Below are 14,816 nucleotides of genomic sequence, written 5' to 3' on the forward strand. Positions count from 1 at the left end.
AAAACCCCAAACACAAAAACTAATATTCAATTATATAATAACAGAATCTAACTGAGAAAAAACAAAATATAACAATATTATAAATTATTTCATAAAAATTATCATCAATAATATAAATTATTGAATCATCTAAATAATACAATTTATGATACTCTGTAATAAAAATGCTATAATATTAGTAATTAGCATGCACTTAGTAAAAGTTAATTTTAATACGATTCTTATAATATTAGTAATCAATTCTTACGCTTATAATCATTCAATAAAATATCAAAATGATGGGATTAACAAATATCATTTCGACAATCTAAATGACTGCTTTGGATTTGCATTCAATGATTTTTTTGATGATCTAGAAGTGGTTCTATAATATTTATCTATGAGTCAAAGTATAATTTTATAGTCAATGCGGAAGCACATATGTTAACTTTCAGGGGGAACAAGGAAGATCCTGAAGAATTAAGAAAAAGAATTGATCTTTTAGAAATTGGACTTATATACTTCTTTCCACTTTCAATAAAAACAAAATCACAATATTTTGGCAACATTGATATTGGTATTGGTATTAAAAACTTGCTTTATGGAAATTGGGGTGGAACTTTCATACAAAAAGCAGTACACTTTACCCTAAGACAATTGAGACCAATTCCTAAAAATTATGAAAATTACAATTATAGAGGATTTTTAAGTGCCATTATCAGTTATTCTTACAGAAGACTTTTAAGTTTTGAAAATTACATGGATTTATCTTACTTTGCGGATTATTTTTTTAAAACAAGCATTGCAATAAATCTTAGAAATGAATCTATAGGCATAGAAACTCAACTTTTCTATCAAGCTCAAAATAAAATAAATAGCATAGAAACATATTCAAAAATACAAGAAGCAGAAACTGGAATTGGAATGCAATATAAACTTTATTCTAAAAACTTTTTTACAATAAATAACCTTAATTTAAATAATTTTTCAAATAAAGATAGATTTTTTAGTGTAGGGGGGTTTGGGATAATCTTTACTCAAGAATATGAAAATATTCCTGAAGATTATTTATACACTCTAAACCAAAATTTTTCTTTTAGATATGACATAATGATCCCATTTCAAACTAGAAATTCAATATATTATCAAATAATACCTAAATTAAAATATTACTTTGCCATTGCAACAAATTATGACATCAATTTAACTGAAATCAATAGCCGTACAAATAGATTTTCATCTGGAATAACTTATGACTTATTTACAAAAAACCGATTCACATTATATGCATCTTCTGGGCTATTTTTATCTTACAATAAAGATAAAAAAGATGTAAAAGCAATTTACAGACCATCAAGTGTAAGGAATACAATACAATCAGGATTAGAGTTTGAACCTGGAATATCCATAAAAACATTTATATACAACAAAACAACATATAATATAAAAATATTTACAAAAATGAATTATTCGCCTATTATTTATAACACAAATTGTAACACTCTAGAATCACCTAAATTCATTTTCAACTATCTTGGAATTGGCGTAGAACTTAATCTGTAAACACTGTCACTGCCTAAATATTTTTCAAATATACAAGATTTTAATTTACAAAACATAATAATCAATAGCCACTATTAATAATTGCTCTCATATTCCTTATTAACAAATTTAACAACATGTGGCAAAAACAATATATCAGCTCTCCCTGTAGGACCATTTCTATGTTTGGCAATAATAACTTTAGTATCGATAGCATTTATTAGTCCCTCATCTTCAAAATTATTCTTTGGATCCTTATCTCTATGAAGCAGTATAACAATATCTGCATCCTGTTCTAATGCACCTGATTCTCTTAAACTAGCAAGATTAGGTTCTCTACCTTCAGTATCCCTTGTAAGCTGAGAAAGTGCAACAACTGGAATCTTAAGTTCTCTTGCAAGTTCCTTAAGGGATTTACTAATGGAAGCTACCTGTTCATGTCTTGGAATATTCCTAGATTCAAGAGAAATAAGACTAATATAATCCACAAATAGTATATCTATATCAGAAAATCTCTTAAGCTTCCTAGCCTGGGTTGCAAGTGTCAATAAATTAATATTAGCAGTATCTTCAATATAAAATTCAGAATTACTAATATCATTTACAACATCATTGATCACCTTAATTTCATGGCCTGAGAGAATACTATTTTGAATTTTAAAACTATCAATATTAGCTTGAGCTGCTATTATTCTTTTAATTAAGGCATCAGAAGTCATTTCCAAAGAAAAAAACCCTACTTTTCTCTTTTGATTATTACCCCTTAATGCAATACTCGATGCAATATTTAACGCAAACGCAGTCTTACCAACACTAGGACGTGCACCAATAATAATAAAATCACTTTCTCGAAAACCTCCAATAAGACTATCAACCTTTCTAAAACCACTCGGAATCCCAAAATTAACTTCCCGTTTTTTAACACTTCTCTCATATATTTCAGCATGCACTCTTTCAGCAATAACTTTTGCATGGTTAAGATTCTTACTAGAATAATCAAGCTCAATTGCAAGAATTTGTCTTTGTGCTTCCTCTACAAATTGACTAACTTTTTTTGTAGAATCATTAGCCAAATCATTAAGTTCTCTAGAGATTTTGGAAATATCTCTTCTAATACGATGCTCTTTTACAATTTTTGAATAAACATTTATAGTTTTATCAGTTGGAAGATATCCTGAAAGTAAATTCAAGTACTCCTGCAAACCCGTTAGAGCTTTAAAATTATTTAAAAGCTGTGCTTTAGGCATCAAAGAAGATATCTCTTCAAATACAGTTATTGGATCAATATTCTCTCTTTTCTCATAAAGAGAAAGCATAGCCTTAAAAATCATTTCATGATTTTGATTATAAAAATCATCTGGTCTTAGATATAATAATGCCTCTTCTACTTTACCTGGATTATAAAATATGCTTGAAAGAACTGCCTTTTCCGCACCATCGTTAAAAAGAAGTGTAGAGGCCGTATCTACTGAAATAAAAGCCACAAGTCGTACCTTTTAATTAAACTTCTTTTTCTGCACTCTTAGATTTCTTAAGGGCTTTTTTCTTCTCTTCCATTTTGATCTCAACCTTAATAACAGCATTAATTCCTTCATAAAGTTTAATAGTTACATCATAAATTCCAAAAGCCTTTAATGTACCATGATGTATATCTATTTTTCGTCTTTCAATCTCAAACCCAAGTTTCAAAAGCTCCTCTGAAATATTTGCGCTATTAATACTATGAAACAACTTGCCACTATCACTAGACTGCATCACAAACTCTAAACTAACCTTGCCAAGCTTTTCTTTAAGCTCAAGGGCCATTTTCTTTCTCATTTCCTGTCTTTTAAGTATTGCTCTCTTTTTCTGATTAAAAATATCAATATTATGCTTATTTGAAAAAACAGCAAAACCTTTTGGTAATAAATAATTTCTTGCAAAGCCATCCTTCACATCAACAGTATCACCTTCTTTGCCAAGATTAATGAAATCTCCTTTTAAAATTACTCTCATAAACCCTCCAGTTAATTACTGCTTCACAAAAGGAAGTAAAGCCATATATCTAGCCTTTTTAATCTCTAATGCAAGACGCCTCTGATGCTTAGCAGAAGTGCCTGTAATTCTCCTAGGCAAGATTTTACCTTGTTCTGTTATAAACTTTTTAAGAAAATCAAACTCTTTATAGTCAGGCACCCTATCCATATCGCAAAATTTGCATGTTTTTTTCTTAAAAAATCTAAAATTAGGATTTTTCTTAAACCCATCTTGATGCCCATCGCTTCTTGAATCCCTTTGATGTGACTCTACATCTTTATACATAAACTTCAACTCCTAAAAAGGTATATCTTCACTAAAACCACCACCAAAACCAACATCCGTAAGAGAATCAGGCTTCTTATAACTCTCAAAACCAATATTATTGGTACCTTGAGCAGTAGGTGATATACTTCCAAACATTTGAATTTCATCTACTAAAATACTACATTTGCTTTTTTTGTCTCCCGTGCTTTTATCCTGCCAACTTTCATATTTTAAAGAACCGCTAACCACAACTTGCTTACCCTTCTTAAGAAATGCACTAAGACTCTCAGCTTTCTTGGCAAAGATTACACAATCAAAAAACTGTGCATAATCTATCCACTCATCATTTTTCCTAATCCTCCTGTTATTAGCTATGCCGAATTTAAGAATAGCAATACCCGCTTCAGTATAAGTCAATTCAGAATCTCTGGTAAGTCTACCAGATAAGACTAAAGAATTAATATCGGCCATTTATAACCCCCAATAATTACTTAATTTTTATCGGAAAGAGCAGAATCAGTATTAACAACACTAGTAGATTCTGAGAATTCTTTTTCTTTAATGTCCTTGAACTCTCTAAAACTTCTTCTCTTAACTTTTTTGACATTAATCTTCTTATTAATCTTAACTAAAATCATATATCTTAATAAATTTTTAATAAGCTTCAATTGTACTTCAAGTTCTTTTAAATTATTACTATCCATTTTAAATTCTATTACTTCATATCTACCTCGAGATTGTTTTTTAATAAGATATTCTAATGCTCTTTCTCCAAGAGAATTTTCAACAAGCTCACTAGCATTAAAGGCTGTCAACTGTTTTTTAACTTCTTCTAACGCAGACTTATACTCAAACTCTTCACTCTTAAATAAAAAACAAGCCTCATACTTCTTGATCATTTTAGCTCCTTATGGTCTATAGCACCATAAAACTTAATTTATGGTAAAGGTTATTTGTTACATTAATATTATAATAGAATCATTTAAATAGTAAATAAAAATAGTTCATTTTTTTCAATATTAAGCAAAAACTTCTTCAAGAGAACCCCACCTGAACAATTATAAGACCCCATCTTAATATTCTTAGAAATGATTCTATGACAAGGTACCATTAAAGGGTATCTATTAAATGCCATACAACGCCCAACAAATCTAGCATATGTATTACTAAATCCAGCACTAACTGCAAGCTCAGCATAAGTCATTATATCACCAAAATTAGTCTTGGCCAAAGCTGAATAGACCTTTAACTGATTATCAGTATAATTCTTAATTAAAAAGTGATCAATGCCCTTAAGGATAAAATTTACTCCTTTATTGATAAAGTCATAATAAGCTGTTTTAAAAGAAGCAACAATAACTTTTATCCAATCAAAATCAAATAAATTTTTATAACCTAAATATTTCTCTTTAAAATCTATATCCCAGCTTAAAATCTTCATTCCTTCAGAAGTCTCTTTAAAATAAATAATAAAAAATAATCTATCTAATACAAATCCATAATTTCTAATATAAAGCTCCAATTAAACCAATCTCAATTATTCCTCATCATCTTTATTAAGTTTATAAAGTTTGCCTGTTGCGCCCTGTTTCTCAAGTTTATCATCTTCTTTCATTTCAATATATGCTTTAATACCTTGTTTAACATTATCAGACGCAACAATAACACTAGCCTTAAGCAACTTCTCAGGGGAATAATTTTCAATCGCCTGTTTGATATAATGAACGTTTTTTCCATAATCAACTTTAATTATATTATCAATTGTAACGATATTCAAAGCACCTGTTTTTTTAAGAATATCCTCAGATATAAGCTCAGGACTAAAAACAATAAAACTTAAATTTGAAGTAGCAACACTATATTCCTGAACATTATCAAGACCCCCAAGACCTTGTAATATCAAATGTGCAATGCCAATTCCTTCAACTTCTCCTTCATTACCTGCAAAAAATGGCTCACCAATATCAAAAATCTGAAAATCGAAATAATTATAAAGCCACTTAAAAGTGAAATAATACAAAGCAAAAAATGCAAATCCTAATGGTAATAAATAGAGCCAATTTGTTTTGTCATGTCCTTGTAATATTCCAAACATAAAGAAATCAAAAAAACCAGTAGAAAAAGTAGTTCCCACTGTAATATCAAATACATTAGCAAGCAACAATGCAAATCCAGTATAAATAGCATGTATAAAATAAAGCAAAGGTGCTGTAAAAACAAATAAAAATTCTAAAGGTTCTGTTATTCCAGTTAAAAAAGCTGCAAAAGTTCCCGTTAAAAGCAAAGGAAAAATCTTGCTTTTATCACCATGAATGATTCCTTTATAAACTCCAAACGCTGCTCCAGGAAGCCCAAACATAATAGACAGATAAAATCCACTATGAAATCTGGCAATGCTTGAAGAAAATTTAACGAGATATGGATTTGCTAATTGCGCATAAAATATATTATTAATACCACCAAAAACTTGACCATTAATAACTTCAGTCCCCCCCAGTGACGTAAAATTAAAAGGAAAGGAAAGAATAGAATGAAGACCTAAGGGAATGAGCAATCTATTTAAAAATCCATAAAGAAAACTATCAAAATAATTAAATTTAGAGATAAAGAGCCCAAAAGAAGTAATTAATTCATTAAGATATGGCCAAATGAAAACAAATACTATTCCCAATAAAATACAAAAAGGAATAATTACTATGGGAACAAATCGTACTCCTGAAATAACCTTAAAAGGTTCAGGAAAACTAACAAAATGAAACTTATTATGTAAATATCCAATTAAAAGTCCAACTGCTAAAGCACCGAAAATACCCGTATTTAAGGTCTGAATTCCTAAAATATTTATTTGACCAGCAGAAGACATTAAATTAGATTCAACAAGTGTTGAAGATAACTCAAGAAAATAATTTTCAGTAACATTAAAAATCAAATACCCAATAATGCCAGAGAATGCAGCAGGACCTTTTTGAGCTCTAGCAATTCCAATAGTGACCCCTATAACAAAAAGCAATGGAATATTCATAATAATCACATTACCTATATTTTTGATAAGTCCTAAAACAATCTTAAAAACAATATTGTCAAGATAAAACAAACTAGAAGGATTTGACAGTACCGAGCCAACTCCTAACATTAAACCAAAAACTGCAAAAACAGAAATTGGAAATCTTATTGCACCAGAAAATTTTTGTAAATTCGCAAACTTAAGAACTTTAAAAATATTTATATTTATCACCCTGAGCCTCTCCACCAAAAATTTAAGACACTATTATTATATAGCTTTTTTTATAAAAAGTTATCTGTTTAAAAGAAAAATTTAAGAAAAAAAATTATTTAACTCATTGATTTAACTATTAATTCTATACTAAACTATCTTTGATCATCTGATTTATATTTTTTTTGTGCTAATATGCCTAAAATAAGAATAAGTACATATTCTAACAATAAGGAAATATATCACAATGAGTGAATTTATGTATAAAAAAAATAAAAAATATAAATTACATAATAATACAATACCTAAAAATGAATTATTTAGTTCAATGTCACATCTAGCTGGTATCATTTTATCAATAATAGGAACAACAGTCCTCATTACTTTATCAATTACTTCTAAAAAGTACTTCTACGCAGTATTATTTCTTATCTATGGCTTATCAATGATATTACTATATACAATGAGCACTTTGTATCATATCTTTGAAAAGGGAAGCTCAATAAAACAATTATTTAGGAAATTTGATCATATTTCAATATTTATCTTGATAGCAGGAACGTATACCCCTCCATGTCTAATTCTTCTCACAAATATCTATGGAAAAATAATCCTTATGACGGTCTGGGGGTTTGCTATCTTCGGCATTATTTTTAAATCAATACACGTCAATAGTCCTGGATGGATCAATGGGTGTATATTCATAGTTATGGGGTGGATTGCTATATTTGGAATAAAACTCATTTATAATATTCTTCCTACACTAGGATTTATGTGGTTAACCATTGGGGGTATTCTTTACACACTAGGGGGAATAGTATACTCATTAAGCAAAAAACTTAATCCAATTGCAGATATGAGAATGCATGATTGTTTTCATATCTTAATATTACTTGCATCATTTGCGCACTTTTGGTTCATGTTAAAATACATACTTCCCTATCCCTATTGATCAACATTGAAAATCTTTATCATTCTAATCATTAAAAATGATTAGAATGATAAAGATAAATTAAGGAAAAAATAAATAAAAAACAAAATTTTTTAACCTAGCCCTAAACTGCGCAAATCATTTAAAAATCCTAATATAAAAAGAATTAACATCAATATAATGCCAACAACATAAAAGTAATAAATAAATTTTGCCCTAAATCGTTTTCTACGCACGATTTCAATCAAAGTAATAAAAATTTGACCCCCATCAAGCATTGGAATGAAAATAAAAAACAGATTCATGCCGGCAAGAATTGAATTAAAAATACCAATTGTATCAAGCCAATACAAAACTCCAAAAGAGAAGGAACCAACAAGAGCATTAAGTGCACCAACAGGTCCTGAAAAATTTTGAGCACTATTCCTAAAATTAGTAAACAATTTAAAAATGAAGTAGAAAACATGGTTCAAAACATCTAAAATTCTATTAAAAGAATTTTTAATAGCAATTCCTAAATTATCCGCTTTAACTAACCGTTGTTCCAAACCCGGTAATAAATAAATTCCCAAACTCTTATTAATATCCTGAAATACTAATTTTGAAGTTAAAATCTCACCATTTCTTTCATACTTAATATCAACCACATTAACATCAAGCTGAGCAATAAAATTATTTAACTCCTCATAATTATTTAACATCACACCATTCATGCCTATTATCTTATCATTAGGTTTAAGACCTGCAACCTCAGCTGAAGAATTTGTTTTAACCTTAGCAACAATAAGATCTAGCCAAGGGCTAATTTCTTTTAAAAGCTTAGCTAAATTAGTATATTCTTCAAAACTAACACTCTCACCATCTCTTAAAACCGTAAACGTCACTTTTGAATCTTTTTCTAAGGGAATAATTCTTTTTAAATCAGAAAAATATCTGATATCATGATTATTAACATTTAAAATAACGTCCCCATTCTTAAATTTACTCGAAGAATCATTGCCAGGAATAACTATTTTACCAGAATAATCAGGATAAACAATACCTATCATTTCTATTACACTAAAAAGTGTCAACGCAAAAAGTAAATTAAAAAGGGGACCCGCAAAATATATTAATATTTTCTTAAAATTAGAAACACCAAAAATAGAATCCTTATCTGCTTCAAGTTGTCTATTTAATTTAAGTTCATTTTCTAAATGCTCAGTTCCTTTAAGCTTACAATATCCCCCTAATAAAATAGGAGAAAATCTATACTCAGTTTCTTTTATTTTAATCTTAAAAAGACTAGGCCCTATTCCTACAGAAAAAACTTCAACTTTAACTTTAAAAAGCTTGGCAAATAAAAAATGACCTAATTCATGAATGAATATTATCAAAGAAAAAGCCAAAATGCTGAAAAAAATATACATTCAATTACTCCCAAAAATTATGATAAATATAAATAAAATATAGGACCTGTTAAAAGGTATGAATCAATTGAATCAAGCGCACCACCCCTACCAGGAATAATATTTCCAGAATCCTTAACTCCTGCACTACGTTTAAGTCCAGATTCAAATAAATCACCTATAATAGTAAAAAATCCTATTAAAACACCAAAAATCATAGCTTCTCCATAAGTTAAATTTATTAACCTTGAGAATACTGCCCCTAATGCAAAAACTACAGAAAATAGTATACCACCTAAAAATCCCATTATCGTTTTATTAGGACTTATAATTGTAGGCCTATAACTATTTTTCCCAAAGAAATATCCAACAAGATAGGCAAAAGTATCATTGCCACTAACCATAGAAAAAAGCATTAACAAAAGAATAGGTGCTCTTGGCAAAGTAGTAATAGCAACAATAAATGACATTAAAACACCCGGATATATAAGTATGAAAATTATTGAAGTTGCCTGTGATAAAAAGTTAACAATTTCATTTTCTTTAATAAAAACCAAGTTAACAATCCAATTGCTAAAAACTAAAGTTATGACCAAATAGAATACTACATTTATACCCAAATCAAAAATATTGAAATGCACATATGTAAATATTGGAGGGAATACTCCTAGAAAAAAAGACAGAATACTAGAAATAGAAGAAGACTTGGCTTTAAGCAAATCATTAAGTTCCTTTGCAGAAACTCCACTAAACATAAAAATTAAAATATTAATTAATAAATAATTCTTAAACTCTAAAAATATCAAAGATAAAACCAAAGGAACAAAAAATAGAAATGTCCCAAGTCTCGCAATAAATGTTAATTTCTTAGACTTAAGATCAAATAAACGCTTATTGCCCAAAATTCCTCTTCCTATTCTTAAAAGATTCTAAATCTCTCTCATAATGAAGAATGGAATACTCTGGCCATAAGACACTTGAAAAAACAAATTCACAATAAGCAATTCTCCATAAAAGAAAATTACTTATCCTCACGTTTCCACCAGTACGAATTACAAGATCAAATCACAAAGTTCCGGATTATCCAAAAACTTGGCAAAGTTAAATTCATCTAAAGTATCAAAGCATAAACCATTTTTCAAAATTTTATTAAAAGCTCTAACTATTTCATTTCGACCGCCATAATTAATGGCTAAATTAAGCACAAGACCATCAAAATTTTTTGTAAAATTAATAGCATCAATAATAGACTCTCTTACTTCTTTACCTAAAGTATCAATATCTCCTGATACTAATAGCCTTATATTATTTGCACTATAAAACTCAAATTCAGATCTTAAATAATCAGCAATCAAAGCCATTAAATATTCAACTTCAGTTTTTGTTCTATTCCAATTTTCTGTAGAAAAAACATACAAAGATAAATATTTTATGCCTAATTTAATAGAATGCTTAACTATATCTCTGGCTCTTTTCAATCCTTCTTTATGTCCTTCAAAAAAGGATAGACCTTTGTCTAAAGACCATCTTCTATTTCCATCCATGATGATTCCAACATGCATTGGAAGGGAATTAGTACTCATAAACTTAAACTTCCATTATCTCCTTTGCCTTTAAATCAAAAATTTCATCTATTTTCTTGATATAGGCATTAATATCTTTTTGAATATAATCTAAAATCCGTCGTAAATCATCCTCTGTAATTTGAGAACCCTTTTCTTGCTTTTTAGCCCTACTATTTAATTCCTGTCTTATATTTCTAGCCGCAACTTTATATTCTTCGGCAATCTTTTTTGCCTGTTTAGCTATTTCTGTACGTCTCTCAATAGTCAATACAGGAACTTTAATCCTAATAACTGAACCATCACTTGAAGGATTCATAGAAAGATCTGAATTAAGTATAGCTTGCTCTATTTTAGGCAGTAAGCCTTTATCCCAAGGTTGAATTATAATAAGTCTTGCCTCAGGAATACTAATATTGGCAATTCTAGTTAAGGGGGTCTTTTCTCCATAATAATCAACTAGTACTTTATCAAAAAGAGCACTACTTGCCCTACACGTCCTTAAAGATTTATATTCATTCTCAAGAGACAAAAGCACCTTACTCATCTTTTCATCCAATAAAGCCTTATATTCTTCCATTCAAACCTCCTAAACATTAGGAATCATAAATTTATCCAACGCTTAAATACTTAAAATCTATTACTTCAATCTTAGTTAAAATTGCATCAGAAACTTCTTTAATCTTCTCTTTAACAGTAAATTTATCATCTTTTACAAATCCCTGTTCCAAAAGAGTAATCTCAGATAAATGCTTTTTCAGTTTTCCAGATACTATGCCTTTAATTACATTTTCAGGCTTTTCACTACCTTCCATCTGCTTCATAAATACTTCTTCTTGTTCTTTAATATAATTGGAACAAATATCACCAATGCTTAAATAAAGAGGAGCAAAAGCTGCTATATGTAAAGCTAAGTCCATAGCAAGGCTATTTAAACTATCATTTTCTATCTTAGAAACATCATCTACCCTTAATTTCACAAATACCCCTATCTTACATTGCTCTCCATGAAGATAACTTTTTACAAGTTCATTAGACTTGATATCCGAAACATAAAATTTGCTCACATGAATATTCTCTTTGATTGTAGCTGCTAAATTTTTAATCTCAAGCTCTTGCTTCTCATCTAAAGAATCTTTGCCACTCTCAACTAATTGTCTTATCAAAGAATTCCCAAAAGCTGCAAAATCATTATTCATGGCAACAAAATCTGTCTCACATGAAATAAGCAAAAGGCCAACTCTCTCTTTATTTATATAAGAGAATACCCGCCCTTCCTTAGCATCCCTACCACTCCTTTTATCAGCAGACGCAATACCCATCTCTCTAAGTTTCTTCTTAGCCAATTCAAAATCACCACCAACAGCATCCAGTGCCTTCTTGCAATCGCCAAACCCAGCCCCAGTTGCATCCCTTAACCTTTTCACTTCTTGAGGACTAATATTCATATCTTCTCCTTACATATCTCTTGATTCTTTTTTCTAATTCTTAACTTCAATTTCACTCATTAAGTCTTCTTCATTCAAATTCTCAACTATCTGAATTCCAACTTCCTTATCACTCTCCAAGATAGCATCAGATATTATCTTAGTGAATAAAGCAACAGAACGAATTGCATCATCATTTCCAGGAATTGGACAATCAATTACATCCGGATTGCAATTTGTATCAACAACTGAGATTATAGGAATACTTAGTTTTCTAGCCTCATTAATTACTAATTGCTCTCTTTTAGGATCAATAATAAAAACAACTCCAGGAAGCTCTTCCATATCCTTAATTCCCGTTAAATTCTTAGCTAATTTTAGCTTTTCACGATTAAGTTGAGAAACTTCCTTTTTGCTGAGCATATCAAATGTTCCATCAACTTCCATTTTTTCTAATTTTTTTAACTTCTGAACTGACTTCTTAATAGTGTTAAAATTTGAAAGCATTCCACCAAGCCATCTATTATTAACATAAGGCATATCACTTCTTTTAGCTTCTTGCTCAATGATCTCACTCGCCTGTTTTTTAGTACCAACAAATAAGACTTTTTTACCGCTCTTTATAACATTTTGAACAAGTTCATATGAATCTTTAATACCTTGCAAAGTTTTCTGTAAATCTAAAATATGTATTTCATTTCTCTCTGAAAAGATAAACCTCTTCATCCTTGGATCCAGCCTTTTTACTTGATGCCCGAAATGAACTCCAGCCTCTAAAAGACTCTTCATAGTAATAATTGCCAAAACGACCTCCTAAATCCCTCGCTTTTACTCAACTACTCTTACATAGCGGAAATTATATTTTCTCTAATAAGAATATCATAAAACAAACCAATTGGTAAGCCTATTATATTAGAATAACTACCATTAATATATTCAATCAAAATATCTGCAACACCATTCTTTAAACTTATGCCTCCGGATTTATATCTCCAATGACCAAGTGCAATATAATGATAAACGACATCTGGGGATAATTCTCGAAATTTAATAAATGAAACTTCACGGGCTTTAATTATTTTTTCTCTAATTGGAATAAAGATGCAAAAACTAGTCTCCACTTCAACAAGTTTATTACTATATCCCATTATCTTACTAAAAGCTTCATTTTCATCTTTTATTTTACCAATATAAACTGAACCAGTTTTTACCAGAGTATCAGCGGTAATTAAACATTTATCTTTACCATATTTATCAATAGCGCTTGTGAGTTTAAAAACGGATATCCTTTCTGTAGATCACTCTCTCCCGATTTCATAATTAAATCTTCATCAACATTAACACTGAGTGATAAAAAATTAATTTTTAAAACTTCTAACAACTCAGCTCTAATGATAGAGTTTGATACAAGTGCAATTTCAAAATTCTCTTTATAAATCATTTTTACTCCTCTCAGCAAACTTTAATAAAGATATCAACACTATTGAACCAACAATTGGGAACAAATAAAACAAAATATCTATTCGCCTATCATGATAATCGGAATAAAAAAAGGTATAAAAAATAAAAATAAAACACTTCCTAAAAAACTTATCAAATAAACTAATAAAAACTTAAATCTCAATATATTAAAAAAAACAACAATAAAACTTACTATAAAAGAAACAATAATATTAGTTAAGATCAAATGAAAAAAAAATGTGATCATAGCTGCCTTTAACTAACTGGCCAACTCAAAACTATGTAAACTGCCTATATTCACAATAACACTATAAATATCATCCTCAATAGCATTACCCACTGCCATTACAAAAATCACCAAATTATACTTAGATGAAACATCACTTGTAAAAAAGTTATTGCTAATATGTGCAAGATCAAATGGCCGATTATTATTATCTGAAACTTTATTCTTTTTTAAAGCTTCGGAAAATTTAACATATAAACCATCAATAACATAAGATCTATATATGGGTTTAATATTTCTAAGAAGAGGTGCTGAAGAATCACTACCCCTTCTTATATTAATAGAAACTGAACCAGGGGTATTTTTTCTCAAATTTTCAAAATTAAGTTCAAAATATAAAGGAAATTGTCCTACAATCCACTGTTTATCCAGTTTTACAGTTGGCTTTCCTGAAAAGCAATCTTTGTCTAAATTAATTTTATAAAATCCTCTTCTGTTGAATTCATTAACATTATTAAAAACGCTCTTTAGAGCATCAAAATCTCTTTCAACAGTCTTTGTAAAACCACCCAAATTGTACCTATCACTCTCTGGATAAAATTTATAGTAAATATCAATACCCTTAACTTTAAAGTTATTCGATTGACTAAAATATCCAGAAGGTAATTTGAAAGCAAGAATATCTCTAGAAATTTCAGTATCAACTTTTACAGGAGAATCAACTATAATAACACTTTCAATCCCACAACCAAATATCAATAAAAAAATAACTAAAAATATGCCATAACAAAACTTTATCATCC

General features: G+C 29.2%; 16 protein-coding genes and 3 pseudogenes. 2 read left to right on the forward strand and 17 right to left on the reverse strand.

Annotated elements, in window-relative coordinates:
* Positions 1-187 precede the first annotated feature (187 nt).
* Positions 188-1,542, forward strand: a pseudogene (locus ACWUD1_RS00530) (hypothetical protein).
* 74 nt (positions 1,543-1,616) lie between these two features.
* Here ACWUD1_RS00530 and dnaB read toward each other — a convergent pair.
* From dnaB to ACWUD1_RS00565, 7 genes are all read right to left on the reverse strand, one after another.
* Complete coding sequence (gene dnaB / locus ACWUD1_RS00535) at positions 1,617-3,005, reverse strand: replicative DNA helicase (RefSeq protein WP_472756642.1); 1,389 nt, start codon at positions 3,003-3,005, stop codon at positions 1,617-1,619.
* Between the two features lie 16 nt (positions 3,006-3,021).
* The gene (gene rplI, locus ACWUD1_RS00540) at positions 3,022-3,516 is read right to left on the reverse strand and encodes a 50S ribosomal protein L9 (protein WP_472756643.1); all 495 of its coding nucleotides are present in this window, start codon (positions 3,514-3,516) and stop codon (positions 3,022-3,024) included.
* A gap of 15 nt (positions 3,517-3,531) precedes the next feature.
* Complete coding sequence (gene rpsR, locus ACWUD1_RS00545) at positions 3,532-3,822, reverse strand: 30S ribosomal protein S18 (RefSeq protein ID WP_472756644.1); 291 nt, start codon at positions 3,820-3,822, stop codon at positions 3,532-3,534.
* 12 nt (positions 3,823-3,834) lie between these two features.
* Positions 3,835-4,275 (reverse strand): single-stranded DNA-binding protein, encoded by a 441-nt coding sequence (locus tag ACWUD1_RS00550; protein ID WP_472756645.1) that lies wholly within the window; start codon positions 4,273-4,275, stop codon positions 3,835-3,837.
* A gap of 20 nt (positions 4,276-4,295) precedes the next feature.
* The gene (gene rpsF / locus ACWUD1_RS00555) at positions 4,296-4,703 is read right to left on the reverse strand and encodes a 30S ribosomal protein S6 (RefSeq protein ID WP_472756646.1); all 408 of its coding nucleotides are present in this window, start codon (positions 4,701-4,703) and stop codon (positions 4,296-4,298) included.
* Between the two features lie 83 nt (positions 4,704-4,786).
* The gene (locus ACWUD1_RS00560; RefSeq protein WP_472756647.1) at positions 4,787-5,326 is read right to left on the reverse strand and encodes a methylated-DNA--[protein]-cysteine S-methyltransferase; all 540 of its coding nucleotides are present in this window, start codon (positions 5,324-5,326) and stop codon (positions 4,787-4,789) included.
* A gap of 15 nt (positions 5,327-5,341) precedes the next feature.
* Complete coding sequence (locus ACWUD1_RS00565; RefSeq protein WP_472756648.1) at positions 5,342-7,039, reverse strand: PTS transporter subunit EIIC; 1,698 nt, start codon at positions 7,037-7,039, stop codon at positions 5,342-5,344.
* Positions 7,040-7,277: 238 nt separating this feature from the next.
* Between ACWUD1_RS00565 and trhA the strand changes: the two genes are divergently transcribed.
* Positions 7,278-7,970 carry a PAQR family membrane homeostasis protein TrhA gene (trhA, locus tag ACWUD1_RS00570; protein ID WP_472756902.1) on the forward strand — a complete coding sequence of 231 codons (693 nt, stop codon included), beginning with the start codon at positions 7,278-7,280 and terminating at the stop codon, positions 7,968-7,970.
* A gap of 92 nt (positions 7,971-8,062) precedes the next feature.
* On the opposite strand, the gene rseP is transcribed toward trhA, so the two are convergent.
* The 10 genes and pseudogenes from rseP to ACWUD1_RS00620 all read right to left on the reverse strand — a co-directional run bounded on the left by rseP (position 8,063) and on the right by ACWUD1_RS00620 (position 14,814).
* Complete coding sequence (gene rseP, locus ACWUD1_RS00575) at positions 8,063-9,358, reverse strand: RIP metalloprotease RseP (RefSeq protein ID WP_472756649.1); 1,296 nt, start codon at positions 9,356-9,358, stop codon at positions 8,063-8,065.
* A gap of 17 nt (positions 9,359-9,375) precedes the next feature.
* Positions 9,376-10,239, reverse strand: coding sequence for a phosphatidate cytidylyltransferase (locus ACWUD1_RS00580; RefSeq protein WP_472756650.1), 864 nt, complete (start codon positions 10,237-10,239; stop codon positions 9,376-9,378).
* Positions 10,229-10,920 (reverse strand): annotated as a pseudogene (gene uppS / locus ACWUD1_RS00585) (polyprenyl diphosphate synthase). Before uppS ends, ACWUD1_RS00580 begins: the two are co-directional and overlap by 11 nt.
* 4 nt (positions 10,921-10,924) lie before the next feature.
* The gene (frr, locus tag ACWUD1_RS00590; RefSeq protein WP_472756651.1) at positions 10,925-11,479 is read right to left on the reverse strand and encodes a ribosome recycling factor; all 555 of its coding nucleotides are present in this window, start codon (positions 11,477-11,479) and stop codon (positions 10,925-10,927) included.
* A 31-nt stretch (positions 11,480-11,510) separates the two neighbouring features.
* Positions 11,511-12,347 (reverse strand): translation elongation factor Ts, encoded by an 837-nt coding sequence (gene tsf, locus ACWUD1_RS00595; protein WP_472756652.1) that lies wholly within the window; start codon positions 12,345-12,347, stop codon positions 11,511-11,513.
* A 33-nt stretch (positions 12,348-12,380) separates the two neighbouring features.
* A complete protein-coding gene (gene rpsB, locus ACWUD1_RS00600; RefSeq protein WP_472756653.1) occupies positions 12,381-13,130 on the reverse strand; it encodes a 30S ribosomal protein S2 in 750 nt (249 codons plus the stop codon).
* Between the two features lie 38 nt (positions 13,131-13,168).
* Positions 13,169-13,612, reverse strand: coding sequence for a Maf family protein (locus tag ACWUD1_RS00605; RefSeq protein WP_472756903.1), 444 nt, complete (start codon positions 13,610-13,612; stop codon positions 13,169-13,171).
* On the reverse strand, positions 13,555-13,767 hold the full coding sequence (locus tag ACWUD1_RS00610) for a hypothetical protein (RefSeq protein WP_472756654.1): 213 nt from the start codon (positions 13,765-13,767) through the stop codon (positions 13,555-13,557). The genes ACWUD1_RS00605 and ACWUD1_RS00610 overlap by 58 nt, the downstream gene beginning before the upstream one ends.
* Positions 13,757-14,034: pseudogene (locus tag ACWUD1_RS00615) on the reverse strand (hypothetical protein). Before ACWUD1_RS00615 ends, ACWUD1_RS00610 begins: the two are co-directional and overlap by 11 nt.
* Positions 14,035-14,046: 12 nt before the next feature.
* A complete protein-coding gene (locus ACWUD1_RS00620) occupies positions 14,047-14,814 on the reverse strand; it encodes a hypothetical protein (RefSeq protein WP_472756655.1) in 768 nt (255 codons plus the stop codon).
* Between the last annotated feature and the right edge of the window lie 2 nt (positions 14,815-14,816).

The sequence above is a fragment of the Borrelia tillae genome (assembly GCF_055693965.1).

What these genes read in the sequence shown, in the direction of transcription:
- rplI (WP_472756643.1), bottom strand. Translation starts at nt 3,516, where the DNA reads ATGAGAGTAATTTTAAAAGGAGATTTCATTAATCTTGGCAAAGAAGGT.
- rpsR (WP_472756644.1), bottom strand. Translation starts at nt 3,822, where the DNA reads ATGTATAAAGATGTAGAGTCACATCAAAGGGATTCAAGAAGCGATGGG.
- ACWUD1_RS00550 (WP_472756645.1), bottom strand. Translation starts at nt 4,275, where the DNA reads ATGGCCGATATTAATTCTTTAGTCTTATCTGGTAGACTTACCAGAGAT.
- rpsF (WP_472756646.1), bottom strand. Translation starts at nt 4,703, where the DNA reads ATGATCAAGAAGTATGAGGCTTGTTTTTTATTTAAGAGTGAAGAGTTT.
- trhA (WP_472756902.1), top strand. Translation starts at nt 7,278, where the DNA reads ATGTATAAAAAAAATAAAAAATATAAATTACATAATAATACAATACCT.
- rseP (WP_472756649.1), bottom strand. Translation starts at nt 9,358, where the DNA reads ATGTATATTTTTTTCAGCATTTTGGCTTTTTCTTTGATAATATTCATT.
- frr (WP_472756651.1), bottom strand. Translation starts at nt 11,479, where the DNA reads ATGGAAGAATATAAGGCTTTATTGGATGAAAAGATGAGTAAGGTGCTT.
- tsf (WP_472756652.1), bottom strand. Translation starts at nt 12,347, where the DNA reads ATGAATATTAGTCCTCAAGAAGTGAAAAGGTTAAGGGATGCAACTGGG.
- ACWUD1_RS00610 (WP_472756654.1), bottom strand. Translation starts at nt 13,767, where the DNA reads ATGATTTATAAAGAGAATTTTGAAATTGCACTTGTATCAAACTCTATC.
- ACWUD1_RS00620 (WP_472756655.1), bottom strand. Translation starts at nt 14,814, where the DNA reads ATGATAAAGTTTTGTTATGGCATATTTTTAGTTATTTTTTTATTGATA.